This window comes from Crossiella sp. S99.2 (assembly GCF_023094165.1).
Lineage (GTDB): Bacteria > Actinomycetota > Actinomycetes > Mycobacteriales > Pseudonocardiaceae > Crossiella.
This window is the reverse complement of the sequence record NZ_JALMDK010000001.1, coordinates 862,793-888,280: the sequence shown is the minus strand read 5'-3', so window position 1 is coordinate 888,280 and position 25,488 is coordinate 862,793. Positions and strand designations below refer to the sequence as shown.

Sequence of the window (25,488 nt, the reverse complement as noted above, 5' to 3'; positions counted from 1 at the left end):
CAGCCCCGGACAACGAGGAAGGCCCCCGGCGAACCGGGGACCTTCCTCGTGTCTAGGTACTGAGCCGGAGCGTCAGTCCTGCCTGAAGTAGCTCAGCAGGCGCAGGATCTCCAAGTACAGCATGACCACCGTGGCGGTCAGGCCGAACGCGGCGTACCAGGCCCACTTGGCGTCCATGCCGGAGCGGATCATCTCGTCGGCCTGGTCGAAATCGAGCAGCAGCGCGAACGCGGCCACCCCGATCACGATGATGCTGAAGATGATCGCGATGGCGCCACCGCTGCGGAGGCCGAGGCCGCCGGGCACGATGAAGCTCGCGACCAGGTTCGCCAGCACCAGCACCAGCACGCCCACCAGCGCGCCGATCACCCAGCGGGTGAGCTTCGGCGTGACCCGGATCGCACCGGTCTTGTAGACGACCAGCATGCCCGCGAACACGCCGGCGGTGCCGATCAGCGCCTGCACCACGATGCCCGGGAAGCGCAGGTTCACCAGGGCGCTGATCGCGCCCAGTGCCACGCCCTGGGACAACGCGTAGGTCAGCGTCAGCGGCGCGGAAGGCCGCGGACGGAACGACAGGAACAGACCGACACCCAGCCCGATGAGCACCGCGGGCAGGGCCAGGTAGTAGGCCTGGAAGAAGGCGGTCAGGAAACCGGCGACCAGAGTGACACCGAAGGACGTGGCGGTCTTCATGACCACGTCGTCCACGGTCATCGGACGCTCGGAAATCCCGGGCCGCGAATCGTACTGCTGGTAGCCGGGCTGCTGCTGGTAGCCAGCCTGGTAGCCGGCGGGCTGGCCGCCGGTGTTGAACGTCGCGTAGCCAGACCCCTGGTGGGGCAGGTTACGGAACGCCGGGTTACTGCTAGTGCGCACCTGGTCCTCCTGGAGCGTGCTCGCGCCGTCATCCGGTTCAACGTCCGAAGGCGCGGACCGGTTCCATGACAGGTAAAGCTGACTTTACTCGCTCCCGCATCGTCCCATGAGCACCCCCGTCTTCGCTCTGGGTTATGAGGACGAGTCCGATCGTGGGGGGAACGTAGGCCGACAAGATCAGCGCGATGCGCCGAATGGTCTAGACGTCAAGGTGAGAGACACCACACAGTCACCTGCTTGCTTAGTTCTAAAGGCCGATTGCGACTCGCCCGGGACGGCCGCCAGCATGCGTGGCGACAGGCCGTAGCAAGCAAGGAGCTTTCATGCCAGGCCTTAGAAATCTGCTGGTCGGGGCGATGAGCGTGACGCTCGCCGCCGGCGGCCTCGCGCTGGCGATACCCGGTTCGGCACTGGCCGCCGGGGAGCGCAGCGGTGAGTACACCAAGCCTCAGGAGTACCAGGGCCGCCCCAAGGGGGATGACTGGATCGGCTCGTACACCTGGCGCGGCCGGCAGGTGTGGTGCGTCCGGTACGCCCTCGACGAACCGGGTGACGCGCTCGAGTACACGCCCAGCAAGGACGGGCTGACCACCAAGTGGAACACCCCGATTCCCGCCGAGACCAAGGCCAAGATCTCCTACCTGCTGCTGCGCTACCAGGACACCGCCTCGAAACCGGAGGCCGCCGCGCTGGCGCACCTGCTGCACAGCTGGACCTCGGGCACCAAGGACCCGAAGCTGCTGGCCAAGACCAACAACTTCACCCGCATCGGCTACGACGTCGACTTCCACCTCAACGGGTTGTCGGCCGAGGCCAGGCAGGCCGTGGGCCGGTTGCAGGCGGACGCGGACGCGCACTACGGGCCGTGGAAACTGACCGTGGCCGCGCCCAAGGACGGCCAGCTGATCGGCAAGCCGGGGAACTGGACCATCACGGTCACCTCGGCCAAGGGTCAGCCGGTCTCGGGTGTGCCGGTCAAGCTGAAGGCGATCGACGCCGAACTGGCCGGGGAAGCCAGTGACGGCGCCGTGAAGACGCCGGCAGGCGGCAAACCGCTGGTCATCGCGGTGACCCCGAAGGGCCCCAATCCCAAGTTGGTGGCCACCGTGGAGAGCCCGAACGCCGATCCGGTGCTGCTGCTGCCGAACAAGCCCACCGCGCAGCGGGCGCTGACCACCGGCGGGCAGACCCCGATCTCGGCCGAGGCCACCGTGCCCGCGGTGACCCAGCCGGGCATCGTCAAGATCGGCAAGGTGGACGCGGCCAGTGGCGCGGCCATCCCCGGCGTGACGCTGCGGATCACCGGGCCGGACAAGGAAGCGCCCGCGCTCAAGCAGGACGGTTCCCCGCTGACCGGCGTGGACGGCAAGCCGCTGGTGGTCAAGACCGGCGACGACGGCCAGGTGTCCGTGGCCGACCTGCGCACCCCGCAGGAGATCTGCCTGATCGAGCTGATCCCGGCCAAGGGCTATGAGGAGGGCTTCGACCCGAAGAAGCCGCCGACGGTCTGCGGCACGGTCGCGCCGGGCAACACCCTGGCGTTGTCGCTGACCAACAAGGCCAACGTGCCGAAGAAACCGGTGGTGCCCAGGGTGATCCCGGCGGGCGACCAGCCCGACCTGCCGGTGGCCCAGGCGGCCACCGTGACCCAGGTGGAACCGGCGGGACTGGTCGGATTCGCCATTTTCACGCTGGTCATGGCTACCCTGGGCGTCATGGCTCTGCGTCGACGTCTGCACCAGCGGTGACCCATGGGGAGATCGCTGTATCCCGGTGAGACCAAACGCGACAACCGCGCCCGGATGGCCGGACTCGGCCTGCTCGGGGTGGCCGCGGTGTGCGTGGCGGCCGGACTCGGCGCCTCCCAGCTCAGCACGACGGTGGTCGGCGAGCCGGTGGCGGTGGAGTCCCCGCCACCGTCTCCACTGCGGGCCCGCCCGCTGACCGATATCGGCGACGCGCCGCTGATCCGCTGGGGCCAGCCCGGCGGCGGGAACCCGGCGCAGACCACCACCCCGGCCAAACCGGGTCAGCCCAACCAGATCGTGCAGCCGGCCGGCGGGCAGCGACCCGGCACGGTGCGGCTGCCCGAGGGCGGCACCGCCACCCTGGTCCGCCGGGAGGTGGCCCCCGACGGGGTGCTGCCGGTGCCCGACGGGATCCGGGACGCCACCTGGTGGGGCGCCGGCCTGGACTCGGCCAAGGGCGCCACGGTGCTGGCCGGGCACGTCAACTGGAAGGGCTCGACCGGGCCGTTCGCCGAGCTCTGGCGTAGTGACAAGGGCCAGCAGGTCACCGTCAAGGACGCCACCGGCAAGACCTACACCTACCGGATCACCGAAGTGCACACCGTGCACAAGGACCAGCTGCCGCAGCGCGCGGAGTCGTTGTTCGCCCAGAGCGGCAACCACCGGCTGGTGCTGGTGACCTGTGGTGGCCAGTGGATCGGCGGCAGGCTGGGTTACGACGACAACCGGATCATCATCGCCGAACGCGGGTGAAACAGGGCTTTCCGGCCGTTGCCGAACGGCCGGAAAGCCTTTTTCCGACTCCGAGGCGGATACGCCGATGACCGCACTGACCATGCGGCACGTGCCCGACCGATCCGTGGACCTGTTCCACTCCGGCGTCCGGCTGCTCAGCTACCACTACCGCCCCGATGACCCGCCGCGGGAATCACCGAAGCCGTACTTCCACCCACTGCGCACCCTGCGCGGCGCCCTGGTCTCGGACTACCGCCCGGCGGACCACACCTGGCACAAGGGCCTGCAACTCGCGGTGGCGCACGTGGACGACACCAACTTCTGGGGCGGCCCGACCTACCGCGCCGGTGCCGGGTACGTGGACCTGCCCAACAACGGCAGCCAGCTCCACCTCGGTTTCGACCAGGTGGCCAGCACCGGCACCACCTTCGAGCTGCGCCAACGCCTGAGCTGGCGCACCGCGACCGGCGCGGAACTACTGGCCGAACGCCGCCACGTCCAGGTCACCGTGTCAGCCCCTGACCAGGCCTGGCAGCTCACCTTCGACACCTGGCTGCGCAACACCACCGCGGCCTCGATCCGCTTCGGCAGCCCGAGCACCAACGGCCGCCCGGACGCTGGCTACGGCGGCCTGTTCTGGCGCGGCCCCAGGGAATTCCTCGGCGGCCGGGTGCTGGTGCCCGGTGCGCGCAATCCGATGGGAGCCAGGGCGAGCTGGGCCGCCTACATCGGTCGGCAGGACGAGACCGGCACGCACTCGACGGTGCTTTTTGTGGACTCACCAGAGAATCCTGGCCACCCCACCCAGTGGTTCGCCCGCAGCTCGGACTACCCCGGCCTGTGCCCGGCGCCGTTCTACAGCGCGGAAGTCCGGTTGCCGCCGGGCGAACAGCTCGCGCTGCGCTACACGGTGGTCTTCGCCGACGGGGCCTGGGACGAATCCCGGATCACCGATTTCCTTGGGCGCTAGCCCTCGCTGCGCAGGATGCGGTCCGGCGCGGGCGCGTTGGAGGTGGTGATCCACAGTGACCCGTCCGGCGCGGGCTCCACCGTGCGCAGGCGACCGAACTCCTTGTGGTACAAGGCTTTCGGCGTGCCAGTACGGCCGTCGCGCAGCGGCACCTGCCAGAGTCGCTGGCCCACCAGGCCGGCCACGTACAGGCTGCCCTTGTAGTAGGCGAGATCGCTGGGGGTGGCTTCCTCGGTGCGCCAGACCACGAGTGGATCGATGAAACGCGGGTCGCCGCACTTGCCCTCGCAGAGCGGCCAGCCGTAGTTGCGGCCGGGCAGCACCCGGTTCAGCTCGTCCCACTGGGTGTCGCCAGCCTCGGCCAGGAACAGCCTGCCGTCGCGGTCCCAGGTGAGGCCCTGCGGGTCGCGGTGGCCGTAGGAGTAGACCAGGGTGCCGAAGGGGTTGCCGAGTACGGGTTTGCCGGTCGTGGTCAGTCGCAGGACCTTGCCTGCCAGGGACTTCGGGTCCTGGGCGAGTTCCGGGCGGGCGGTGTCGCCGGTGGTGGCGTACAGGTGGCCGTCCGGGCCGAAGGCGAGCCTGCCGCCGTTGCGCTTGACGCCCAGCGGGATGCCGGTGACCAGCGGCGCCGGCGGCTGGCCGAGGCGGAGCTTGGCGATCCGGTTGTCGGTCTTGGTGGAGTAGTAGACGAACACCGTGCGATCGCGCTGGTAGTGCGGCGAGATCGCCAGGCCGAGCAGGCCGCCGTGGCCGCCGGTGGGCTGCGCGTCGGCGATCTTCTGCACCTCGGTGGCCTTGCCGCCGCGGATGGTGAGGATGCGGGCGGTGTCCCGTTCGGTGACCAGCGCGCTGCCGTCGGGCAGGAAGCCGACGCCCCAGGGCACCGCCAGCCCGCCGGTGACCTCGGTGGGTGGCCGGGTGGCGGCCTGGGCCGGGGTCGCGGCCAGCAGGCCGAGGGTGACCGCGGCGGCGAGCGCGGCGAGCCGGGCAACGGGCATGGCGAACTCCTGGCACGTGCTGCGGATGTGGGCGGGGGCCCGTGTCCGGTCCCAGGTCACGGGCCCCCTGTTCGAGTGACGGCTTGGTCAGTTGCCGTCAGAGGTGTAGATCCCACCAGGGGTGATGATCCACAGCGAACCGTCCGGCGCGGCGTTCGCGGCGCGCGTGCGGCCCAGGTTGGTGTAGATCTTGCCACCGGAGCCACTGGTATTTGTCTTGTATGTCCCACCCTTGAGTGAGGCGATGTACAGGCTGCCCTTGTAGTGGGCCAGCCCACTCGGGGTCGCCTGCGAGGTCGGCCAGGTCTTGACCGGGTTGGTCATGCCGCCGGTGCCGCAGGAGCCCTCGCAGTTCGGCCAGCCGTAGTTCTTGCCGGAGTCGATCTTGTTCAGCTCGTCGACCTTGCTGGCGCCGATCTCCGAGGCGTAGAGCTGGCCGCCGACCCAGGTCAGGCCCTGCACGTTGCGGTGCCCGAAGCTGTAGACCCGGCTGTTGAACGGGTTGCCGGGCGCGGCCGCGCCGTCCTTGGTGATCCGGAGGATCTTGCCGCCCAGCGAGTTCTTGTTCTGCGCGTTGGCCCCGTTCTGGCCGTCACCGGTGCCCGCGTAGAGGAAACCGTCCGGCCCGAAGGCGATCCGGCCGCCGTGATGGAACTGGGAACCACGCGGGATGCCGGTCACGATCGGCTGCGGGGCCTGGCCCAGCTTGAGCTTGGCGATCCGGTTGTCGCTGCCGGTGGTGTAGTAGATGAAGACCAGCTGGTCGGCCGCGTAGGTGGGCGAGACCGCGATGCCGAGCAGGCCGGCTTCCTTGGTGACGCTCACCCCGGGGATGGTCTGAACGTCGGAAACCTTGCCCGCCTTGTCAATCTTGCGGATCTTCTTGCTGTCCTTCTCGGTGAACAGCGCGGTGCCATCGGGCAGCCAGTCCACCGCCCACGCCTGATTGAGTCCGGAGGCGATCTGTTTGATCGCCATCGGGGAGACCTCGGACGCTGTGGCGACCGGTGCGGTGAACGCGGCCGCGGCGGTGGCGGTCGCGACCAATGCTCCGATGACTGTCCTGCGTCGAGCGTGCATCGTGCCCCTCCTGATCATGCCTGTGGAGTGCGGAAACGGCGGCGGCAAGGGTGGCGGCACAGCGTCGGATGTAAACGCTTGCAGTGGGTCCGACCCTAACCCAAGGCAAGCGCTTACCGCTAGGGCTGTCAATGCCGTCTGGAAAGTTCCCTGAAAAATACGATCGGCCCATAGCGGGATCAAGAAAAACGTGTCTAGCGTGGTGTCGCTCGCCATGAGCACAGGAGAGGGCGGTTCGGCGGCGGACCGCCCGTGATCCGAGGAGTGAGCGTTATGGAAACTCGTGAAGTGTGGACCCGTCCGGAATTCACCGAGTACGACACGCCCATGGAGGTCACCGCGTACGCGGCCCGCATGGACTGATGCTCATCCAGGGCAGGGAGCCACGGCCCTGTGGCTCCCTGCCCGCCTCCGCCGCCGCCAGCACTGTCGCCAGTCGTTCTCGAGAGGTAGTGCGGAGATGGCCACCAGCCAGGATGTGTTGTCGCGTGAGGACTTCCTCGCCGCGTTGCAGGCTCTGTCCCATCGCTACTGGGGAACGCACCCCTTCCACCAGCGGATGCACGCCGGTGAGCTGACCGAACACGAGCTGCGGACCTGGGCGGCCAACCGCTGGTACTACCAGTGCATGCTGCCGCAGAAGGACGCGGCGATCATCAGCAACTGCCCGCTGCCCGAGGTGCGCAGGCTGTGGCTGGACCGGATCGTCTACCACGACGGCAAGGCCGAGGGCGAGGGCGGCGCGGAGAGCTGGCTGCGACTCTGCCAGGCCGTCGGTCTCAGTCGCGAGGAAGTGCTGGACCAGCGGCACATCGCGCCCGGCACCCGGTTCGCGGTGGACGCCTACGTCAACTTCGCCCGGCAGCAGCCGTGGATCATCGGCGTGGCCTCCGGGCTGACCGAGATGTTCTCCGGTCACCTGATGCGCCAACGGGTTTCCGATGTGCTGGCCGGGTACAGCTGGATCCGGCGGGAGGACCTGGCCTACTTCACCACCCGGATCGACAAGGTCTCCGGCGAGGGCAAGGAAACCGTGGACCTGGTGCTGGAGCACTGCGACAGCAGGGAACTCCAGGACGCGGCGGTGGCCGCGCTGAGCTTCAAGTGCGATGTGTTGTGGAGCCTGCTGGATTCGATCGAGCGCGCCGCGACGAAGGGCTGACCCCGATGAGCGAGATCACCGGGACCTCCCGGCCGAGGCTGCGCCGCGGTGTGCGGCTCAGCTATGACAAGGTGCGCGAGACGCACGTGCTGCTCTTCCCCGAGGGCGTGCTGGTGCCCAACCCGACCGCGGCCGCGGTGCTTGAGCACTGCGACGGGGTCAACGACGTCGACGCGGTGGTGAAGCTGCTTTCCGAGCGCTACCAAGGGGTTTCGGTGGCCGATGTGGCCGGGTTGCTGGCCGCGCTGATCGAGCGGCGGATCGTGGAGCTGGCGGTGGCCGATGTCTGAGATCCCGGTGTCCCCCGCCGAGGCCCCGCTGGGCATGCTCGCCGAGCTGACCCACCGCTGCCCGCTGCACTGCCCGTACTGCTCCAACCCGCTGGAACTGATCGCCAAGAACAACGAGCTGACCACCGATCAGTGGCGCTCGGTGCTCACCCAAGCGCGTGAGCTTGGCGTGCTGCAGGTGCACATGTCCGGCGGCGAACCCCTTGCCCGCCATGACATCCGCGAGCTGGTCGAGCACGCCAGCGACCTCGGCTGTTACGTGAACCTGGTGACCAGCGGGCTCGGCCTGACCGAGCCGGTGCTGCAAGACCTGGCCGATCGCGGACTGGCGCACGTGCAACTGTCCATTCAGGACTCCGATCCGGTGCGCGGCAACCAGGTGGCAGGCGCCCGCGCGCACGACCGCAAGCTGGCCGCGGCGCAGGTGGTGCACAAGGTCGGGCTGCCGCTGACCGGGAACGTGGTGCTCACCCGGCTCAACCACGACCGGATCGGCGAGATCATCACCATGGCCGAGTCGATGGGCGTGGACCGGCTGGAACTGGCCAACACCCAGTACTACGGCTGGGCGCTGAAGAACCGGGCCAAGCTGATGCCGACCAGGGAACAACTGGCCACCGCGGAGCCGATCGTGCGCGCGGCGAGCAAGCGGCTGGCCGGGCGGATGCAGGTGGTCTACGTGGTGGCCGACTACTACGAGGACTACCCCAAGCCCTGCATGCACGGCTGGGGCGCGCGCCAGCTCACCGTAGCGCCCAACGGGGATGTGCTGCCCTGCCCGGCGGCCACCGCGATCAGCACGCTCAAACTGGACAACGTCAAGGACCGGCCGCTGGCCGAGATCTGGTACCAGGGCGAGAGTTTCAACGCCTACCGCGGCACCGAGTGGATGAGTCCGACCTGCCAGGTCTGCCCGCGCAAGGAGACCGACTTCGGCGGCTGCCGCTGCCAGGCGTTCCTGCTCACCGGCGACGCGGCGGCCACCGACCCGGTGTGCTCGAAGTCCCCGGACCGGCCGCTCATCGACACCATCCTGGCCCGCCACCACCAGGCGCCCGAGCCGCTGGACGCGCCGCTGGCGATGCGCTGGCCGGCCGCCGAACGAGGAGCACGATGAAGGTTCTGCTGCTGGGCACGGCGGCGGGCGGCGGTTTCCCGCAGTGGAACTGCGCCTGCCGGATGTGCTCGGCCGGCCGGGACGGCCTGCTGACCCACCGCACCCAGGACGGCATCGCGGTCAGCGCCACCGGCGAACGCTGGTTCCTGGTCAACGCCAGTCCGGACATCCGGGCGCAACTGCTGGCGCACCAGGAGTTCCGCCCGAAGCCGCCGCGGGACACCCCGGTCAAGGGGGTGCTGCTGACCGACGCCGAACTGGACCACTCGCTCGGCCTGATGCTGCTACGCGAGGGCGACAACCTCCAGGTGTGGGCGCCGGAAGCGGTGCTGCACGGGCTGACCGAGGACTTCGGCCTGCGCGGCACCGTCGAGCACTACCGGCGCTGGGACTGGCACACCGTCTCCCCCGGCGTGCCGGTGCACCCGGCAGGCGAGCTGACGGTGACCGCGTTCCCGGTCAGCGGCAAGCGGCCCCGGTACGCGGCAGCGTCCACAATGGACGGACCGTGGGTGGTGGCCTACCGGATCACCGACCCGGCCACCGGCGGCACGCTGGTCTACGCGCCCTGCCTGCGCGAGTGGCCTGCCGGCTTCGACGAGTTCGTCGCGGACGCCGACTGCGTGATCATCGACGGCACCTTCCACTCCGCCGCGGAGATGTCCGGCGCCACCGGCAAGAAGGCCGACGCGGACCAGAAGTCCATGGGGCACATCCCGATCGCCGGTCCGGGCGGCGGACTGGACGTGCTGTCCCGTTTCCCCGGCAAGCACCGGATCCTGACCCACCTCAACAACACCAACCCGGTGCTGGACCCGGCCTCGGCCGAACACGCCGAGGTGCTGACCGCCGGGGTGTCCGCACCGCCGGACGGGACGCTGTTCGAGCTTTAGGAGGCCGCCAGCAGGACCTCGGCCTGCGCGCTGCGCTGGTAGAGCACGAACCGGCCGTCCCGGCTGGCGGTGACCAGGTTGGCCCGGCGCAGCGCGCCCAGGTGGTAGGACACGGTGCCCGCGGCCAGCTTGTGCCGCAGCGCCAGCTCGGCGGTGGACCGCGGCGCGCCCAGGTCGGCCAGCAGCGCGGCCCTGGTCGCGCCGACCACCCTGGCCAGCTCGGCCGGATCCCGCCGGGCCCGCACGCCGACCCTGGCGGCCGGGTAGTACAGCGCGACCTGCTGCTGGTCATCGCACTGGATCATGAACTTCGGCCAGCTGAGCACCGAGGGCACCAGCACGATCGGCTGGCCGGACACGTTGACCTCCACCTGGAACGGCTTGTCGATCGCCACCGCCGCGCCGGTCCAGCTGCACCTCGGATCGAGGGTGGCGAGCAGCTCGCCGACCCCTCGGGTGGCGAGCAGCCGGGCCCGGTCGGCGAGGTCGGCGTCGGCCAGCGCCTCGATCTCGCCCCAGCCCTCGGCCAGCGCCCGCCGCCAGAAGGTGCCCAGCCCGGCCGCCAGCCGCCCGGCCAGCCTGCCGGTCTCCGCCAGCCGCCGCACCCGCGGCGACACCGGTCGCCGCCAGTGCTTCTCGGCGAAGCCCAGCTGCTGGGCCACCAGTTCCGCCGAGGTCTCGGCCAGGTCGGTGAGCTGTGCCTCCAGCGCCTCGCCGGAGCTGCCCGGCCGGGGTTGTGGGGTGAGCAGGTCCGGGGTGTAGTGGTTGCCGTCCAGCGGCAGCAGATCGGTGACCAGCTCGACCTCGGCCGCGCCGAGCGCGTCCCTGGCCAGCGCGCCGGGATCGCCGAAGACGGGATGCCTGCCACCACCGGCGGCCAGGCCGAGCCAGGTGACCGCCTCCATGATCGGCGAGTGCGACAGCCGGATGTTCGCCACCGTCGTGGCGTCGCATCGCAGCAGGATCACCGGCCGAACATAGCGCGGATTCGAGCGGGTTCGAATGAGTTCCCCTGGCTGCCGGAACGCGGTTTTCTTGCGGTGGCCGGTGGATTGCCGCTCTGGGGGGCAGCGATCCACCGGCCACCGCACTCGCCCGCACCCACCGTTCACCTGCCGCCGTTAGCCTGCGCGCATGCGGTGGTCACGACTGGTCATGTCGGTATTGGCACTCACCCTCGGCCTGGCCGGTCCGGCCGAGGCCGCTCCCGCCGAGGTCCGGGTGCTCACCTGGAACATCTGGCGCGGCGGGCTCGGCGCGGGCGCGGACAACCTGCCCCGGCTGCTGGACCAGATCGTGGCGGTGCGCCCGGACGTGCTGCTCGCGGTGGAGACCTACGGCGCGGGCGAGCAGATCCGCCAGGCGCTGACCCGGCGAGCGGGCAAGGGCGCCTACTCCGGCACCCAGATCACGCCCAGCACCACCGGCGGCGACAACCTGTGGATCTTCACCCGCTACCCGGTGACCAAGACCTACCCCGCGCCCAGCGGCGGCAAGGTCACCGCGTTCAACTTCGGCGGCGTCCAGGTCCGGCTGCCCGGCGGCCGACCGCTGAACCTGTTCGACACCTGGCTGCCCTACACCGACCCGTGGAGCGGCTACCTGATCGACGAGAACGCCGCCGCCATCCGCGCCGGTCTGCCACCCCGGCACACCCCGGCGGCGGTGGCCGCGGCGGAAACCGCGCAGACCGGCTACCTGTCCGAGATCATCGCCCGGCACCTGCCTGCGGGCCCGGCCGTGCTCGGCGGCGACTTCAACACCCCGGCGGCCAGCGACTGGACCGAGAAGTGGAAGGACTGCCCGAACCACTTCGGCATGGCCTACCCGCTGCGCACCACCGATCTGCTCGTCGAAGCGGGCTTCACCGACACCTTCCGCGCCGCGCACCCCAGCCCGTGCACCGCCGAGGGCCGCACCTGGAGCCCGCAGCCCACCGAGCGGATGATCACACCGCAGCGCATCGACCTGACCTTCGCCAGGGGCGCGGTGGTCACCGGCAGCCAGGTGCTGGACACCCGGCTGCCCCGGCACGGGCCGGGCGTCTTCTACTCCGACCACGCGGCCCTGCTGACCAGCCTTCGAGTGAACTAGAAGACTGACACTCTCTGCAACATCATGTGCCGCTGAGTAACAGCTCGCTCCTATTTGATCAGTTCATTTAGATGCCGCGCAGGTGTATCAAACTCGCGGCGAGGTGAGCTGGGCCTGGTGCGGGCCAGAAGCGGAGCAGTCGTGGCGGGCAGGGGACGGCCGAGCCGGGCCAGTGTCTACCGGCGGCTGGAACACGCCCTGACTGAACTGGACACCCGATTCGGTGGCCTGCCCAGCCCGAAGGAAGCCCAATCGATCTGGGACGACATCTGGCATCTGGAGGCCCACCACTCCACCGCGCTGGAGGGCAACACACTGGTGTTGCGCGAGGTTCAGGCGCGGCTACGCCGATGCCGCCCGCTGGGTGTACCGCCAGGCCCTCGAACCCGACAGCTGGCATGACGGCCGGCTGCTGACCATCAGCGAGGTCCGGCGAATCCACCACACCGCCATGACGCCGGTGTGGGACGTGGCCCCGCACAAGGACGCGACTGACCGGGAGGGACCGGGCTGTTTCCGGGAACACGACATCCAGCCGTTCTCCGGAGGCATGACGCCCCCGGCCTGGCCGCTGGTGCCGGTTCTGATGCAACAGTGGGTGGACGCTGTCTGCCTGGCAGGGCGAGGCATCGGCGCCAACGGGCAGGCGGACCTGCCGCTGACCGAGGAACTGGCCCGGCTGCACAACGAGTTCGAGCGGGTACACCCGTTTCTCGACGGCAACGGGCGGACCGGACGGCTGGTCCTCAACCTCGTCCTGGTCCGGCTCGGCTATCCACCGGTGGTCATCTTCAAGCGGCAACGGGATGCCTATCTCACTGCACTGCAACGAGCCGACAGCGGTGACTACGGCGCACTGGGCGAACTGATCGCCCGTGCCATGTACGACAACCTCAACAGGTTCATCGTGCCCAACATGGCAGGCCCGGCTCGCCTGGTCCCGCTCGCCGCGCTGGTGACCGAGGATTTCACGCTCGCCGCGCTGCGCCAGGCAGCGCGGCGCGGTCGGCTCGACGCCGTGCAAGGGCCAGACGGGGTCTGGCGAAGTTCACGCAAGGCCGTGGCCGCGTACCAGGACAACAAGCACAAACGCCGCCGTTCGGCGGGTTGACCGTCCACAACAGACACCCAAACCGCGCCGCCGCTGAGTCCACAATGGCCGGTTGTCCGGACAACCCTCGCTCTGAGGACGCCATGCGGCCTAGTCCCCAGGTCGGAATCCTTCCGGGGGCTACCTCCATCGCGGGTGCCGAACTCGCCACCGGTAGCCGAGGTGCGCGGGCGGCGTTCCGGGGACGCTGACGGGGCAGACCTGGCGTGCGTGCCCAGGAAGGTGGTCGCGGTGTCCGCTCCGCTTGCGCCGGACTCCGGCGCCTACTCGGTCGAGCAGTACCGCGCGTTGCTGGCCGGCACCCCGCTGCCGCGGCTGGAGGAAGTGCACGCGGCGGTGTGGCCGCGACTGTCACCGCAGGTCAGGCGGACAGTGCTGGTCTGCTTCGCGCAGCGGTCGGGGGAGGAGGAACTGGGTGGAGGCGGCGAACTCGGAACGGTCGCGGCGGGCGCGGCCGGGGGCTTCGCCGGCGAGCAGGCCACCGACTACCTCTTCGCGGACCCCGATCCGGGCGATGCCGTGGCAACTCGGCCACCAGGACCCGAACCACCCGAACCACCCGGACCCACAGAACCGGCAGAACAGCAGCCCGAACGCCCCTGACCTCAGCGCGCACACCGGCGGTAGGTTGGGGGGTACTGCCCTGGTCGCGCAGTGGTTCGGAGCCCGCATGTCCACACCGCTCGGCTGGCGTCCGCCGCGCCCGCTGCAAAACCTGAGTGCTCGTCAGGCGGACCTGCTGGTCGTGGTGATCGTGCTGCTCGCGGTCGAGCTGCCGCTCGGCTTCGGCCTCGGCGGCGGCCCGCCGCCCTGGTGGGGTTACCTGGTCGCGGCCTCGACCGCGCTGCCGTTGCTGTTCCGCAGGCAGGCGCCGATGCTGACCATGATCGCGGTCAGCGTGGCCGAGCTGGTCTACATCGCGCTGGACCTGCCCGACATCTGGAGCATCTACGGCCCGCTGGTGGGCGTCTACACGGTGAGCAGGAACAGCGAGCCGCTGATCCGCCGGATCACGCTGGCGCTGGCTCTGCTCGCGGTGGTGGTGCACTCCGGGCTCGACCAGATGGACTTCCAGGAGTTCACCTTCCTGACCACCTGCTCGGTGACCGCCTACCTGGTGGGCTGGGCGGTGCGCACGAACGCCGCCTACACCGTGGCGCTGGAGGAACGCGCGCACCGGCTGGAGCAGGAACAGCAGCTGGAGGCCGAGCGGGCGACCAGCGCGGAACGCGCCCGGATCGCCAGGGACATGCACGACATCCTCTCCCACGCGGTGGCGCTGATCGTGGTGCAGGCCGAGTCCGGACCGCTGGTGGTGCGCGCCGATCCGGCCCGCGCCGAGGCCAGTTTCGACGCCATCGCCACCGCGGGCCGGGACGCCATGGCCCAGCTGCGGCGGCTGCTCGGGATGGTGCCGAGGGATCCGGCCGAGCTGCGCCGGGCGCCGCAACCGACCATGGACGACGTGCCGCGGATGATCGAGACGGTCCGGGCCACCGGACTGCACGTGGAGCACAGCGTCTCGGGCGCCCCGGCGCCGCTGCCGCCGGACACCGAACTGGCGGTGTACCGGCTGATCCAGGAGGCACTGACCAACACCGTCCGGCATGCTCGGGCCGGCCGGGCCGAGGTGCGGCTGAGCTGGTCAAGGGCCGAGCTGGCGGTGCTGGTGCTCGACGACGGGATCGGCGCGGACAGTCCGGCGCCCGGTCGCGGCGGACGTGGGCTGGTCGGGATCAGGGAACGGGTCGGCGCCTGCGGTGGCGTGGTGCGGATCGGCCCGCGCGAAGGTGGCGGGTTCATGGTGACGGCGGAGATTCCGCTGGCGCACAAGGACTTCCCGGTGAGCCGGGTAGAACGGGGGAGTTGACCGTGGTGAGCGAGCAGAGCGTCGAGCCGATCCGCGTGGTGATCGCCGACGACCAGGAGCTGGTGCGGGCCGGCTTCCGGCTGATCCTGGACAGCCAGCCCGACATCGAGGTGGTGGCCGAGGCCGAGGACGGCGCGAACGCGGTCTTCGCCACCCGGATGCTGCGCCCGGACGTGGTGTTGCTGGACATCCGGATGCCCACCATGGACGGCATCGAGGCGGCCAGGGTGATCTGCGCCGAGACCGAGGCCAAGGTCGTCATGCTGACCACCTACGACCTGGACGAGTACCTCTACGACGCGCTGCACGCCGGGGTGAGCGGCTTCCTGCTCAAGGACGTGCGCCGGGACGACCTGGTGCACGCGGTGCGGGTGGTGGTCACCGGCGAGGCGATGCTGGCCCCGTCGATGACCCGCCGCCTGGTGCAGGACGTGGTCAGCCGCGCGCTGCGGCCCACCCCGGACAACCCGGACCCGCGGCTGGACACGCTGACCGCGCGCGAGGCGCAGACCCTGGAGCTGGTGGCCCGCGGGTTGTCCAACGCGGAGATCGCCAAGGCCATGGTGCTGTCAGAGCACACGGTGAAGACGCACGTCAGCAGCCTGCTGACCAAGCTGGACCTGCGGGACCGGGTGCAGGCGGTGGTCTTCGCCTACGAGTACGGCGTCGTCGGCAGCGGCCGAGTCTGAGCCACTTAAACGGGACCGGGTCAGCGGGACCGGGTCAGCCGGTCCCTGATCCGCATCCGCACGGCCTGCCACACCTGACCGGCCACCGACGGCCGCCGGGTGCCGCCGCGGGCCCGCGGGGGCATCCGGCGGCCGTGCAACTCCCCCGCGACCTCGGCCGCCACCCGCGGATGTCCCAGCGGCACCGGCGCGACGCCGCGGTCGAGCACCTTCACCCGGACCCCGTGCCCGATGAGCATCTGCTCGATCGGCCGGGACCGGGGTTCCGGGTCGACCAGCAGCACCGAGCGGACCTGCCTGGCCTCGCCACCGGCGAAGGACTCGGTGGCCAGCAGCATGGCCGGTTCGGCGGCCGCGCCCTCGGCCACCAGGTCGATCGGGCCGCCGCCCTCGGCCAGGCGTTCCAGCACGTCCCTGGCCCTGGGCATGGCGGCCTCGGCGGCGGGCAGGCGCAGCCAGGCGATGTGCGTGGAGCGGGCGATGCCCCGCCAGCTGGCAGGCAGGTGGCCGTGCCTGCCCAGGCCCGCTGGATCAAGGACGAAGAGCACCTCGGCGTCTTCGGGTCCCTGTTCCACCAGGTCCGGGCCCTGGGCTCGGGTGGGCTTCGATTCGGGTGCGCTCATGGCCTGCCTTTCCGGGTGACCCCCGCGGGGGGATACCCACTAGGCCGTTCGGTCACACACCGAGGCGATCCGGGCCTGCGCCGCCCGATAGTGCGGGCCCTGCCGGAGTGAGGTGGGCAGGGCCAGCAGCACCAGCCGCAGCGAGCGGGCCAGCGCGGTCGCGGTCAGCTCGGTGCCGGGCAGCCCGGTCAGGCCGTAGCCGCGGCGGGCCCAGTCCGGCAGCAGCGAGTAGCTCAGCGCGGCCAGCGCGGCCCAGGCCGGGCGGGCCGGGGTGAACAGCTGCACCGGCGTCGGCATCGGCGGGAACAGCAGGAACCGGGCGGTGCGCCGGGCCGCCGCGGTGCACCGGATCACCGGGCGCATCCGGGCGAAGTAGTCGGCCAGCGCGTCGACCGAGTCCGGCACCATCGCCTCGGGCACGCCGACCAGCCGGGCCGCGCGGACCTGTTCGGCCAGGTAGGCGTCGGCCTCGGCGGCGCGCAGCCGCATGCCGCTGCGCCGGGCGGTGTCCAGGAAGGAGTCGACCTCGCAGTTGTGCACCCACAGCAGCAGTTCCGGATCGGTGACCCGGTATGCCTGGCCGGTCTCCGGCTCCACTCCGGTGAGCCCGCGGTGCGCTCGCCGGACCACCGCGCCGATGGCCTGGGCCTGGCTGAGCGAGCCGTAGGTGACGGTGCCGACGTACTCGGCGGTGCGGATCAGCCTGCCCCACGGGTCGGCCTGGAACTGGGAGTGCTGCGCCACCCCGGCCATCGCCAGCGGGTGCAGCGCCTGCAGGAACAGCGCCCGCAGGCCGCCGAGGAACAGCACCGGATCCGAGTGCACCCGCCAGGTGACCGAGTCCGGCCCGAAAAGTCCTGTCTCTTCCGCGCCCATTGCCACTCAGTGTCGCATCGCAAGGACACTTTCGAGTGAAACTTTCAGCGGGCCAGTGGCAGCAGGATCTCGAACCGGCATCCCGGACCGTGATTGCTGGCGCTGATCCGGCCGTGGTGGGCCTCAACCAGCCCCCTCGCTATGGCAAGGCCCAGACCGGCGCCGGCGGCCTGCTCGGGCTCTGGAGTCCGTGCCGCGCTGCCCCGGTAGGCCACGTCGAAGACCCGGGGCAGTTCGCCGTCGGGGATGCCGCCGCAGCCGTCGTCCACGGCCAGCCAGCCCTGCCCGTCCACCTCGCCCGCGGCCACCGCGACCACGCCGCCGCGATCGGTGTGCCGGATGGCGTTGCTGAGCAGGTTGCGCAGCACCCGGCTCAGCTCGCGCGCGCTGCCGTGCACCACCGGCCACTCACTGGGCACCTCGGCCAGGGTGACCCCGGCCCGCTGCGCGATGGCGGCCTGCGCGGCGACCTCCTCGCTGACCAGATCACGCAGGGGCAGCGCGGTCAGTTCCAGGTTGAGCGCGCCGGCGGTGATCCGGGAGAGCTGGAAGAGATCGTCGACCATGGCGGAGACCCGTTCGGTCTCCCGGCCGATGCCCAGCAGGTAGCCGCGCACCTCGGCGGGTTCGGTGACCACGCCGTCGGTGAGCGCCTCGGTCATCGCGCGCATGCCCGCCAGTGGGGTGCGCAGGTCGTGGCTGATCCAGGCGACCAGTTCGCGCCGGGCCGCCTCGGCCGCGCGTTCCCTGGCCCTGGCCTCGCGTTCCCACACGCTGCGCCGGGCGATGGCCCGGCCGAAGAGCATCGCGGCGGGCACGGTGACCAGGCCGACCAGCACGCAGATCACCACGGTGGTGGTGAGCTGGCTGGTGAACATGAACCCGCTGACCGCGGTCACCCCGGCCAGGGTGGCCAGCAGCGGGGTTAGCACCGCGACGGTGATGGCCGCGGTGAGCGAGCGGTCCCGGCACCAGTGCAGGAACAGCGCGCCGAGCAGCGCGACCGGGACGGAGAAGCTCAGCGCGTAGGTGGCCGCGTGCGCGAGTTCGCTCATGCCGGGCTCGGGTCGTAGCGGTAGCCGACGCCCCAGACGGTGGCGATGCGCACCGGGTTGGCCGGGTCGGATTCGATCTTCTCCCGCAGCCTGCGCACGTGCACGGTGACCGTGGCCGCGTCGCCGAAGTCCCAGCCCCACACCAGTTCCAGCAGTTTCGCCCTGGTGTAGACCTCGCCGGGATGGGCGATCAGGAAGGCGAGCAGATCGAACTCGCGGGTGGTCAGCGCCAGCTCGGCGCCGCTCCGACTTGCGCGGCGGGCCACCGGGTCCAGCCGCAGGTCGCCGTCGGCGAGGTGGTCCAGCCGGGGTGGCGGCGCGGGCACCCGCAGCCGCCGCAGCACCGAGTTGACCCGCAGCACCAGCTCGCGCGGGCTGAACGGTTTGGTCACGTAGTCGTCCGCGCCGAGCTGCAGCCCGGCCACCCGGTCCTCCTCCTCGCCGAGCGCGGTGAGCATGACCACCGGGACCGCGCTGTGGCGGCGCAGCCTGCGGCAGACCTCCAGGCCGTCGATGCCGGGCAGCATCAGGTCGAGCACCACCAGGTCGGCCGCGGCCTGCTCGAACAGGGCCAGCGCCTGCTCGCCGTCACCGGCCACCCGGACCTGGTGCCCGGCGCCCTCCAGGTAGCGGCGGACCACGTCGCGCACGGTGAGGTCGTCGTCCACGACCAGCACCCGTCCGCGCACCTGCGCCTGTCCCGGCTTCTGTTCCACCGGATCAGCCTAGGACGGCGGGTGCGCACCGGTCTGGCGACAACCATGACGGTTCTCTTTCGGATGACCGGGCGATCACCCCGCCTGATGATCAACTACAGTTGGTAATGGTTATCAGGAAAGACAGAAGCGGCGCCGTTCGCCTAGGTGTCAGCCGAACGGAATCGTGCTGACCTGGGCGGACGGCACCGCTGTTGAGTGCCCCCGGACGGATTCGAACCGTCACTCGGACCCTTTTAAGGGGCCTGCCTCTACCGATTGGGCTACGGGGGCAGCGGGCAGCCTAAGCCGTGGAAGGTCGCTTTCGGGTCTCAATCGCGACAACTCGCCCGTGCGGCCGAACACACGTGGCCCGACCGGCCGCACGAAAGCGCAGCTCGCGGGGCCCGTGCGGCCTATAGCCCGGCACGGGCGTCGAGTAGCTGGGCGAAGCGGCCCGCCACCCAGTCGTGCACCGCGTCGGAGACCTCGGTGCTGCCGGCGCGGTGTTCGAACCAGCGCCAGTCGCAGCTCACGTTGATCTCCAGGAAGACGTGGTCGTCGTCCACCCGCAGTAGGTCGAACGCGGCGACCTGGACGTTCCAGTGCCGGGCCAGCGCGAGCAGTTTCGCGGCCAGCTCGTCCGGGATCTCGGCCCTGGTCACCTTGACCGCGTCCGGGTCGACCCACAGCTGCGCCGGGTCCAGCTTCTCCACCCAGTAGCTGATCAGCTTGTCGTCCACGACGAATACCCGCAGCTCGCCGTCGGCGTTGAGGAACTGCTGCACGATCACCGGCGCGGACTCGGGGCTGTCACTGGCCCGGCTGGTGTCCAGCGGGCGCGGGAACAGCCCGTGCAGCGCGCCCGGCCGGGGCTCCAGCAGGTGCTGGCCCGCGGTCTTGACGATGCAGCGGCCGCCGCCGGGCCGGGTGCGGCCGGGCTGGGTGGTCACCGCGGTGCGCGGCACCTTCAGGCCGAACGCGGCGGCGTCGGTGAGCTGGGTGAGCCGGTCCAGCTGGCAGGTGGCCCGTGTCGGGTTGACGTGCTCCCAGTCGGTGCGCTGGGCCAGCCAGTTGATCACCGATCGCCACTGGTCGGCGGCGTAGGCGCCGCTGATGGTGCGCTGGTCGACCGGGACCGCGGAGATGTCGAAATGCCGCCGCCAGACCAGGATCGGCCGCAGCAGCCGCAGGTCCAGCTCGACCAGCGGGGCGTCGGTGTAGATGGTCAGCGGCAGGTTGAGGCAGCGGTCGGCGTCGATGCGGACCATCCGGATGCCGCGTTCGGCCAGCGCCAGGGAGAGTTCGTTCATCTCCATGTCCGCGGCCCTGGCCAGCACCAGCACGCAGGGCAGCGGATCGCCGCCGTCCTCTTCGACCAGGCCCATCTCGTGCACCCGCTCCTGGAAGTCCAGGCAGGTGCTGGGCGAGCGGTAGTAGTAGTCCTGACCCTGCAGCAGCAGCGGGGTGGTCCTGGACGGACTGGCCGGGAGCGGGACGGCGGCAGGCGCCACCTCGGTGGGCGTCGACTCGGGGTCGATCACCTCGGTGGCGGCAGGCGGACCAGGTGGCCTTGGTGCGGCCTCCTGCCCCCGTCCGGCGGCGGTCACGTGTCAGTCGTCCTTCTTGCGGAAGACCTTCCGCGCCTTGGCGTACTCCGCGGCGTAGTCGGCGAGCGCGCTGTCCTTGGCCTTCCCCTCGCGTACCAGGGCGGCCAGCTCCTCGATCGACATGGCGGTCACCTCTCTTCGGTGTGATGCTTCACACGTTCAGGTGCGGCACCGGGCGTAGTCTCAAGTTCCAACTCACAGAATGTCAAGACAACCTCAAGTTACATTCCGTACGTCGCTGTGTCGAGGAACTCCAGACGGAGTAACCCGTACGCCCGAAGTATGGAATTTTGACCCTCGGTTGCTCAACTCGCTGTGGCGCGGGCGAACTCGGCCTTGGGATCATTGATCTGACCGAGTGACACCACCTCGCGCCGGAAGACTAGCGCAAGGGTCCAGTCGATCACGACGCGGAACTTCCGGTTGAACGTGGGCATCCGGCTCACGTGGTACGTGCGGTGCAGGAACCAGGCCGGGAAGCCCTTGAGCTTGATCCCCATGACATCCGCGACGCCCTTGTACAGGCCCAGGCTGGCCACCGAACCCGCGTACTTGTGCCGGTAGGGCTTGAGCGGCTTGCCGCGCAGCGAGGCCAGGATGTTGGCCGAGAGCTGCATGGCCTGGCGCACCGCGTGCTGCGCCGAGGGGCTGCAGGTGGCGTTGGGGTCCTCCTCGGTGCGGGACAGGTCCGGCACCGCGGCGTTGTCCCCGGCGGCCCAGGCGTCCGGCATGCCCTCGACCTGCAGGCTGGCCGTGCAGCGCACCCGGCCGCGGGCGTCCCGCGGCAGGTCGGTCTGCTCCAGCACCGGGTTGGCCTTCACCCCGGCGGTCCACACGATGGTCTCGGCGTCGAACTCGGTGCCGTCGCTGAGCACCACGTGCCCGTCCACCATGGACTCGACCCTGGTGTCCAGGAAGCACTTGATGCCACGCTCCTCCAGGGTCTCCACGGTGTAGACACCCATCTTCGGGCTGACCTCGGGCATCACTCGCCCAGCCGCCTCCACCAGGACCCAGTTCATGTCCTCGGGCTTGATGTTGCGGTAGTAGCGGGTGGCGTACCGGGCCATGTCCTCCAGCTCGGCCAGCGCCTCGATGCCTGCGTAGCCGCCGCCGATGACCACGAAGGTCAGCAGCTTCTTGCGCAGCTCGGGGTCATCGGTGGTGGAGGCCAGGTCCATCCGGGACAGCACGTGGTTGCGCAGGTAGATCGCCTCGCCCACGGTCTTGAACGAGATGCCGCGTTCGGCGAGACCGGGGATCGGGAGGGTTCGGGCGACCGAGCCCAGGGCCACGACGAGCACGTCGTAGGCCACGGACTCCTGGTCGCCGGTCGGCGAGGCGACAGTGGCTCGCTTGTCGGCGTGGTTGATCTCGGTCACGCGCCCGGTGAGCACGTGACAGCGTTTCAGGACCCGGCGCAGCGGCACGACGACGTGCCTGGGCTCGATCGAGCCGGCGGCGGCCTCGGGGAGGAACGGCTGGTACGTCATGTGCGGCTGCGGGTCGACGACCGTCACGGACGCCTCACTCGCGCGCAGCTTGGCCTGGAGCTTCAAGGCCGTGTACATACCGACGTAGCCCCCACCGACGACCAGGATCCGGGTCGGTTGCGACTTCACAGCAGCCATACCTGAATCGTCGCACCCACCAGGTATGACCGCTTACCGGAACCGGGGTGTTCTGCGCCGCAGTGCGGCGTTTTGGGCCGTGTTCTCCGCCACGCCTGCGGGCCTCAGCCCGGCCCCCGCACCCCCGCCAGCCAGGACTCGGCGTGGTCGAAGTCGGACTCCCCCAGCCCGGTCCGCGGATTGACCCGGACCAGCTCGGTCGGGGTGTCCCCGCGACCGGCCAGGAACTCGTCCCTGGCCAGGGGGTAGAGGTCGAAGTCGTCGTCGAACCAGAGCAGGGTCCGGCCGTGCGCGTACCGGGCGACGGCCGGGTACTTCCAGACCGAGTCGAGCACCGGCTCACCGAAGTAGATCACCGGCAACTCGGGCAGGCCGAGCAGCGGGGCGAGCTGGCTGTTGGCCCGGTGTTCCCAGGTGGTCGCCCAGACCAGGTCGGCGCCCGCGCGTTCGGCCAGTGCGGTCAGGCGCGGGCCGTGGGCGGGGTTGAGCCAGAGGCGGAGCTGGGGTTTGCGGCGCCAGCGGGAGAGGCGGAGGCGGTGTTCGCGGTAGCCCTCTGGGAGGGCGTCCGGCTTGGCGGCAAAGGGGTTGAGCGGGCCGTCGACGTCGAGGAGCACCAGCGGCCGCATGCTGGCCAGCATGGCAGGACGGGCGCGGTCATGGTGCGAGTGCGTACTGCCCGAGGAGGTCCTCGATCAGGATCGCCGTGGACTCCCGGGTCACCTCCTCGTCATCCAGGCCGACGACCGCGGTGGCGGCCAGGGTCGCGATCGGACCGTCCCGGTCGGCGCCGTGCTGCCGCAGCGCCGTGATCGCACTGCGAATGACAGGTCCGGCCAGCCCATCAGCCTCCAGTTCACGCAGGCGACCAGCGGTCTCGGCCGGGTCGAGCACCCGGAGCAACCGGAGCACATCCAGCCCGTCCTTCGCCTTCTGCCGGTGCGGCGGTTGCGCACGGCGCTCGTCGATCTTGATGATCTTGGCCACCAGCAAAGCGACCGGACCGGCGACGCTGAGCCGGCACTGCCGCGGATCAGCCGGATCCAGCGCGCTCAGCTCGTGGATCTCGTTGTCCACCAGCGCTGGTTCCAGGCCGTGGGTGCGACGGGCCGCGTTGCTGCCGTGGCCGGGGATATGCGCCCGTCGACGACTGGGGGCACCGCTGAGTGCCTCCGGGACCATGAGGTCGATGGCCACATCGCCACGCCCGCGCCAGCTGCCCGGGTTGGCGCCGGCCACAAACCCGGCCGCACGCAACGCGTCCTCCAGTTTCGGCTCATCCCGAAGACTGCCAGGGGCGAGGGCGATGTCGGCGTCGGTGGTCATCGGGGCGGTGACCAGGTCGGCTGCCCCGGTGTGCAGGTACACCGCCTGCGCGCCGACCAGGACGATCGCGGGCAGGTGGTCCCGCAACGCCGCCAGCGCGTCCAGGAGGACCGCCCTGGCGGCGACGTACTCCGGGGCGATCACGCGGCCCAGCTCGCGTCCTCGGCGGCAAGGGTCGCCAGCAATTGTTCCGCCTCCTCCGGCGCCCGTCCCGGGCCGGTGAGCAGGTCGGCGACGACCTGCGCCGGGTCGGCGTAGGCCAGGCCGTCGACGGTGCGGGACCTGGCGTACACGAGGTCGTCGAAGGGACTGCCGAGCAGCATGTTGGCTCCCCGGCTCGTTTCTCGCAGGCTGGCGGCGCGCATCAACACCGCTGGGTTCTCGGCATAGACCACCAGGGTCATGAGCGGGGCCACCGGAACAACACCCGATGGGAGATAGGCGTGCGCCGCCGCCGAGCCCGTGATCACGTACCGTTGCCGACTTTCGCGGAGCTTGTCCAGCACATTGCCAATGCCGCGTGGATCAATCACCGCGGACAGCGCGTTCGAGCGGGTCAGGCCGTAGTCCTGGATCCAGCGACGGATCAGTGCCTGTTTCCGCACGGCGGTGACCTGGCCCTGTGCCCCCCGGTCGAGCACCGCCTCCCTGGCGAGCAACTCCAGCACCCGCGCACTGGTCGCTGGTCCCACCTCGGCTCGTTCGGCCAGCTCGCGCACACCGATCGGCAGTGCCTCCGCGCAGAGGTCGAGCACGACCCTGGCCGATCCGGCGCCGCGGAGGGACTTCAGTCTGCGGTCGGCCGGGTCTCGTTCCGGTCCCCTGTCGGCTCCCTGGCGGTCGATGAACACACTCGGCCGATCGATCATGAGCCGGAGGTTGCCCATGAGGTCGAACCAGCCGATCCCTTCCTCGGCCAGCCGTCGCCGCGTCATGGGCGAGACGAAGGGACTTGCCATGACGAGGGCGCCCGAGCGACGGTCCCGAGCAGCCGCGGCGATCCGGGACACGTCCCTGGGCTCGATCCGGTTCTTCACCTGCACCGCGAACACGGCGGTTGTCCCGTCCGGCGCGAGGCCACGAACCGTGAAGTCGTGGCGGGAGTCCGGCTCGGTCGTGACGAGCCAGGAGTTGGGCAGGGTCGCGCGCAGCACGCTGACCAGTGCCTCCGCAAACTGGTGCGGCGGCACTGTTCCGCGTTCTGCGCTGTTCCGCGTCACGTGGAACAGGTTAGAACGCGGAACAGCTAGGGGCAACTCAGTCCGGCCAGGGATTTCGCCCTGGTCAGCACCTCTCGCAGCATCGCCTGGGTCAGGCGGCCGGTGTAGGTGTTGTGCGGGGAGACGTGATAGCAGCCCAGCAGGTGCAGCACCGTGTCGCCCGGGCCGGCCAGGTCCACCTGCACGCCGTGGCCGAACTTGGGGCGGGGCCTCGGGATCCGCCAGCCCGCGCTGGCCAGCACCGGGAGCAGGGCCTGCCAGCCGAAGGCGCCCAGCACCACCACGGCGCGCAGGGTGGGGCGGAGCAGAGTGAGTTCGGTGGTCAGCCAGGGGCGGCAGTTGTCGCGTTCGGTGGGGGTGGGTTTGTTCTCCGGTGGGGCGCAGCGGACCGGGGCGGTCATCCGGAGGCCGTGCAGTTCCAGGCCGTCGTCGTGGGCGCGCGAGATCGGGCTGGAGGACAGGCCGGTGGCGTGCAGGGCCTGGTAGAGGAAGTCGCCGGAGGGGTCGCCGGTGAACATCCGGCCGGTGCGGTTGGCGCCGTGCGCGGCGGGGGCCAGGCCGACCAGGGAGATCGCCGCGTCCGGTGGGCCGAAGCCGGGGACCGGGCGGGCCCAGTAGGTCTGATCGCGGAAGGCGGCGCGTTTGACCGTGGCCACCTCCTCCCGCCAGGCGACCAGGCGCGGGCAGCGGCGGCAGTGGATGACCTCGTGGTCAAGGTCGGTCAGGGTGGGCACGGCGGCTCCTGGGGGCGGTGTTATCCAAGTGTTGAACACAGTTGTCGGGTTGTGCCTTCTGTGCGGTAATCGCCGTCTAGGGTGC

General features: G+C 70.4%; 27 protein-coding genes and 1 tRNA gene. 13 read left to right on the top strand and 15 right to left on the bottom strand.

Annotation, left to right across the window (positions count from 1 at the left end):
- Positions 1-72 precede the first annotated feature (72 nt).
- On the bottom strand, positions 73-879 hold the full coding sequence (locus MZC64_RS04355; RefSeq protein ID WP_247755747.1) for a Bax inhibitor-1/YccA family protein: 807 nt from the start codon (positions 877-879) through the stop codon (positions 73-75).
- A 323-nt stretch (positions 880-1,202) separates the two neighbouring features.
- On the opposite strand from MZC64_RS04355, the gene MZC64_RS04350 reads away from it, so the two are divergent.
- The 3 genes from MZC64_RS04350 (at position 1,203) to MZC64_RS04340 (ending at position 4,332) form a co-directional block, all read left to right on the top strand.
- Positions 1,203-2,627 carry a hypothetical protein gene (locus MZC64_RS04350; RefSeq protein WP_247755746.1) on the top strand — a complete coding sequence of 475 codons (1,425 nt, stop codon included), beginning with the start codon at positions 1,203-1,205 and terminating at the stop codon, positions 2,625-2,627.
- Between the two features lie 3 nt (positions 2,628-2,630).
- Positions 2,631-3,380, top strand: coding sequence for a class F sortase (locus MZC64_RS04345; protein WP_247755745.1), 750 nt, complete (start codon positions 2,631-2,633; stop codon positions 3,378-3,380).
- Between the two features lie 67 nt (positions 3,381-3,447).
- Complete coding sequence (locus MZC64_RS04340) at positions 3,448-4,332, top strand: PmoA family protein (protein ID WP_247755744.1); 885 nt, start codon at positions 3,448-3,450, stop codon at positions 4,330-4,332.
- On the opposite strand, the gene MZC64_RS04335 is transcribed toward MZC64_RS04340, so the two are convergent.
- Positions 4,329-5,330, bottom strand: a complete 1,002-nt coding sequence (locus MZC64_RS04335) for a sorbosone dehydrogenase family protein (RefSeq protein ID WP_247755743.1) — start codon at positions 5,328-5,330, stop codon at positions 4,329-4,331. The genes MZC64_RS04340 and MZC64_RS04335 overlap by 4 nt on opposite strands.
- Before the next feature lie 87 nt (positions 5,331-5,417).
- Positions 5,418-6,410 (bottom strand): sorbosone dehydrogenase family protein, encoded by a 993-nt coding sequence (locus MZC64_RS04330; RefSeq protein WP_247755742.1) that lies wholly within the window; start codon positions 6,408-6,410, stop codon positions 5,418-5,420.
- A 273-nt stretch (positions 6,411-6,683) separates the two neighbouring features.
- On the opposite strand from MZC64_RS04330, the gene pqqA reads away from it, so the two are divergent.
- From pqqA to pqqB, 5 genes are all read left to right on the top strand, one after another.
- The gene (gene pqqA / locus MZC64_RS04325) at positions 6,684-6,773 is read left to right on the top strand and encodes a pyrroloquinoline quinone precursor peptide PqqA (RefSeq protein ID WP_185000163.1); all 90 of its coding nucleotides are present in this window, start codon (positions 6,684-6,686) and stop codon (positions 6,771-6,773) included.
- Between the two features lie 97 nt (positions 6,774-6,870).
- A complete protein-coding gene (gene pqqC, locus MZC64_RS04320) occupies positions 6,871-7,572 on the top strand; it encodes a pyrroloquinoline-quinone synthase PqqC (RefSeq protein ID WP_247755741.1) in 702 nt (233 codons plus the stop codon).
- Between the two features lie 5 nt (positions 7,573-7,577).
- A complete protein-coding gene (pqqD, locus tag MZC64_RS04315) occupies positions 7,578-7,862 on the top strand; it encodes a pyrroloquinoline quinone biosynthesis peptide chaperone PqqD (protein WP_247755740.1) in 285 nt (94 codons plus the stop codon).
- On the top strand, positions 7,855-8,979 hold the full coding sequence (gene pqqE / locus MZC64_RS04310; protein ID WP_247755739.1) for a pyrroloquinoline quinone biosynthesis protein PqqE: 1,125 nt from the start codon (positions 7,855-7,857) through the stop codon (positions 8,977-8,979). The genes pqqD and pqqE overlap by 8 nt, the downstream gene beginning before the upstream one ends.
- The gene (pqqB, locus tag MZC64_RS04305; protein WP_247755738.1) at positions 8,976-9,872 is read left to right on the top strand and encodes a pyrroloquinoline quinone biosynthesis protein PqqB; all 897 of its coding nucleotides are present in this window, start codon (positions 8,976-8,978) and stop codon (positions 9,870-9,872) included. The genes pqqE and pqqB overlap by 4 nt, the downstream gene beginning before the upstream one ends.
- Here pqqB and MZC64_RS04300 read toward each other — a convergent pair.
- Positions 9,869-10,840 (bottom strand): DUF5937 family protein, encoded by a 972-nt coding sequence (locus MZC64_RS04300; protein ID WP_247755737.1) that lies wholly within the window; start codon positions 10,838-10,840, stop codon positions 9,869-9,871. The two genes, pqqB and MZC64_RS04300, sit on opposite strands and share 4 nt — an antisense overlap.
- A gap of 166 nt (positions 10,841-11,006) precedes the next feature.
- On the opposite strand from MZC64_RS04300, the gene MZC64_RS04295 reads away from it, so the two are divergent.
- The 5 genes from MZC64_RS04295 (at position 11,007) to MZC64_RS04275 (ending at position 15,636) form a co-directional block, all read left to right on the top strand.
- Entirely contained in the window at positions 11,007-11,966 is a 960-nt protein-coding gene (locus tag MZC64_RS04295) for an endonuclease/exonuclease/phosphatase family protein (RefSeq protein WP_247755736.1), read from the top strand.
- A 364-nt stretch (positions 11,967-12,330) separates the two neighbouring features.
- On the top strand, positions 12,331-13,077 hold the full coding sequence (locus MZC64_RS04290) for a Fic family protein (protein ID WP_247755735.1): 747 nt from the start codon (positions 12,331-12,333) through the stop codon (positions 13,075-13,077).
- A 231-nt stretch (positions 13,078-13,308) separates the two neighbouring features.
- A complete protein-coding gene (locus tag MZC64_RS04285; protein WP_247755734.1) occupies positions 13,309-13,680 on the top strand; it encodes a hypothetical protein in 372 nt (123 codons plus the stop codon).
- A gap of 67 nt (positions 13,681-13,747) precedes the next feature.
- The gene (locus MZC64_RS04280; RefSeq protein WP_247755733.1) at positions 13,748-14,947 is read left to right on the top strand and encodes a sensor histidine kinase; all 1,200 of its coding nucleotides are present in this window, start codon (positions 13,748-13,750) and stop codon (positions 14,945-14,947) included.
- A 2-nt stretch (positions 14,948-14,949) separates the two neighbouring features.
- Positions 14,950-15,636, top strand: coding sequence for a response regulator (locus MZC64_RS04275; RefSeq protein WP_374205615.1), 687 nt, complete (start codon positions 14,950-14,952; stop codon positions 15,634-15,636).
- Between the two features lie 20 nt (positions 15,637-15,656).
- On the opposite strand, the gene MZC64_RS04270 is transcribed toward MZC64_RS04275, so the two are convergent.
- The 11 genes from MZC64_RS04270 to MZC64_RS04220 all read right to left on the bottom strand — a co-directional run bounded on the left by MZC64_RS04270 (position 15,657) and on the right by MZC64_RS04220 (position 25,403).
- Complete coding sequence (locus tag MZC64_RS04270) at positions 15,657-16,259, bottom strand: hypothetical protein (RefSeq protein ID WP_247755732.1); 603 nt, start codon at positions 16,257-16,259, stop codon at positions 15,657-15,659.
- A gap of 39 nt (positions 16,260-16,298) precedes the next feature.
- Positions 16,299-17,135: an oxygenase MpaB family protein gene (locus MZC64_RS04265; RefSeq protein WP_247755731.1), complete on the bottom strand. Its 837-nt coding sequence runs from the start codon at positions 17,133-17,135 to the stop codon at positions 16,299-16,301.
- A 44-nt stretch (positions 17,136-17,179) separates the two neighbouring features.
- The gene (locus tag MZC64_RS04260; RefSeq protein ID WP_247755730.1) at positions 17,180-18,190 is read right to left on the bottom strand and encodes a sensor histidine kinase KdpD; all 1,011 of its coding nucleotides are present in this window, start codon (positions 18,188-18,190) and stop codon (positions 17,180-17,182) included.
- Entirely contained in the window at positions 18,187-18,906 is a 720-nt protein-coding gene (locus MZC64_RS04255; RefSeq protein ID WP_247755729.1) for a response regulator transcription factor, read from the bottom strand. Before MZC64_RS04255 ends, MZC64_RS04260 begins: the two co-directional genes overlap by 4 nt.
- Before the next feature lie 199 nt (positions 18,907-19,105).
- A tRNA-Leu gene (locus tag MZC64_RS04250) sits at positions 19,106-19,179 on the bottom strand.
- A 122-nt stretch (positions 19,180-19,301) separates the two neighbouring features.
- Complete coding sequence (locus MZC64_RS04245) at positions 19,302-20,495, bottom strand: hypothetical protein (RefSeq protein ID WP_247755728.1); 1,194 nt, start codon at positions 20,493-20,495, stop codon at positions 19,302-19,304.
- A gap of 305 nt (positions 20,496-20,800) precedes the next feature.
- Positions 20,801-22,126, bottom strand: coding sequence for an NAD(P)/FAD-dependent oxidoreductase (locus MZC64_RS04240; protein WP_247755727.1), 1,326 nt, complete (start codon positions 22,124-22,126; stop codon positions 20,801-20,803).
- Positions 22,127-22,230: 104 nt separating this feature from the next.
- The gene (locus tag MZC64_RS04235; RefSeq protein WP_247755726.1) at positions 22,231-22,752 is read right to left on the bottom strand and encodes an HAD domain-containing protein; all 522 of its coding nucleotides are present in this window, start codon (positions 22,750-22,752) and stop codon (positions 22,231-22,233) included.
- Between the two features lie 28 nt (positions 22,753-22,780).
- Positions 22,781-23,593, bottom strand: a complete 813-nt coding sequence (locus MZC64_RS04230; protein WP_247755725.1) for a hypothetical protein — start codon at positions 23,591-23,593, stop codon at positions 22,781-22,783.
- Positions 23,590-24,669: a hypothetical protein gene (locus MZC64_RS04225; protein WP_247755724.1), complete on the bottom strand. Its 1,080-nt coding sequence runs from the start codon at positions 24,667-24,669 to the stop codon at positions 23,590-23,592. The genes MZC64_RS04230 and MZC64_RS04225 overlap by 4 nt, the downstream gene beginning before the upstream one ends.
- Before the next feature lie 26 nt (positions 24,670-24,695).
- The gene (locus MZC64_RS04220) at positions 24,696-25,403 is read right to left on the bottom strand and encodes a uracil-DNA glycosylase (protein ID WP_247755723.1); all 708 of its coding nucleotides are present in this window, start codon (positions 25,401-25,403) and stop codon (positions 24,696-24,698) included.
- Positions 25,404-25,488: the final 85 nt, after the last annotated feature.

Bases quoted from the DNA above. Each gene is read 5' to 3' on its own strand.
- MZC64_RS04350 (WP_247755746.1), top strand. From the start codon at position 1,203: ATGCCAGGCCTTAGAAATCTGCTGGTCGGGGCGATGAGCGTGACGCTC.
- MZC64_RS04345 (WP_247755745.1), top strand. From the start codon at position 2,631: ATGGGGAGATCGCTGTATCCCGGTGAGACCAAACGCGACAACCGCGCC.
- MZC64_RS04340 (WP_247755744.1), top strand. From the start codon at position 3,448: ATGACCGCACTGACCATGCGGCACGTGCCCGACCGATCCGTGGACCTG.
- MZC64_RS04335 (WP_247755743.1), bottom strand. From the start codon at position 5,330: ATGCCCGTTGCCCGGCTCGCCGCGCTCGCCGCCGCGGTCACCCTCGGC.
- MZC64_RS04330 (WP_247755742.1), bottom strand. From the start codon at position 6,410: ATGCACGCTCGACGCAGGACAGTCATCGGAGCATTGGTCGCGACCGCC.
- pqqA (WP_185000163.1), top strand. From the start codon at position 6,684: ATGGAAACTCGTGAAGTGTGGACCCGTCCGGAATTCACCGAGTACGAC.
- pqqC (WP_247755741.1), top strand. From the start codon at position 6,871: ATGGCCACCAGCCAGGATGTGTTGTCGCGTGAGGACTTCCTCGCCGCG.
- pqqD (WP_247755740.1), top strand. From the start codon at position 7,578: ATGAGCGAGATCACCGGGACCTCCCGGCCGAGGCTGCGCCGCGGTGTG.
- pqqE (WP_247755739.1), top strand. From the start codon at position 7,855: ATGTCTGAGATCCCGGTGTCCCCCGCCGAGGCCCCGCTGGGCATGCTC.
- pqqB (WP_247755738.1), top strand. From the start codon at position 8,976: ATGAAGGTTCTGCTGCTGGGCACGGCGGCGGGCGGCGGTTTCCCGCAG.
- MZC64_RS04295 (WP_247755736.1), top strand. From the start codon at position 11,007: ATGCGGTGGTCACGACTGGTCATGTCGGTATTGGCACTCACCCTCGGC.
- MZC64_RS04280 (WP_247755733.1), top strand. From the start codon at position 13,748: ATGTCCACACCGCTCGGCTGGCGTCCGCCGCGCCCGCTGCAAAACCTG.
- MZC64_RS04270 (WP_247755732.1), bottom strand. From the start codon at position 16,259: ATGAGCGCACCCGAATCGAAGCCCACCCGAGCCCAGGGCCCGGACCTG.
- MZC64_RS04265 (WP_247755731.1), bottom strand. From the start codon at position 17,135: ATGGGCGCGGAAGAGACAGGACTTTTCGGGCCGGACTCGGTCACCTGG.
- MZC64_RS04260 (WP_247755730.1), bottom strand. From the start codon at position 18,190: ATGAGCGAACTCGCGCACGCGGCCACCTACGCGCTGAGCTTCTCCGTC.
- MZC64_RS04240 (WP_247755727.1), bottom strand. From the start codon at position 22,126: ATGGCTGCTGTGAAGTCGCAACCGACCCGGATCCTGGTCGTCGGTGGG.
- MZC64_RS04235 (WP_247755726.1), bottom strand. From the start codon at position 22,752: ATGCGGCCGCTGGTGCTCCTCGACGTCGACGGCCCGCTCAACCCCTTT.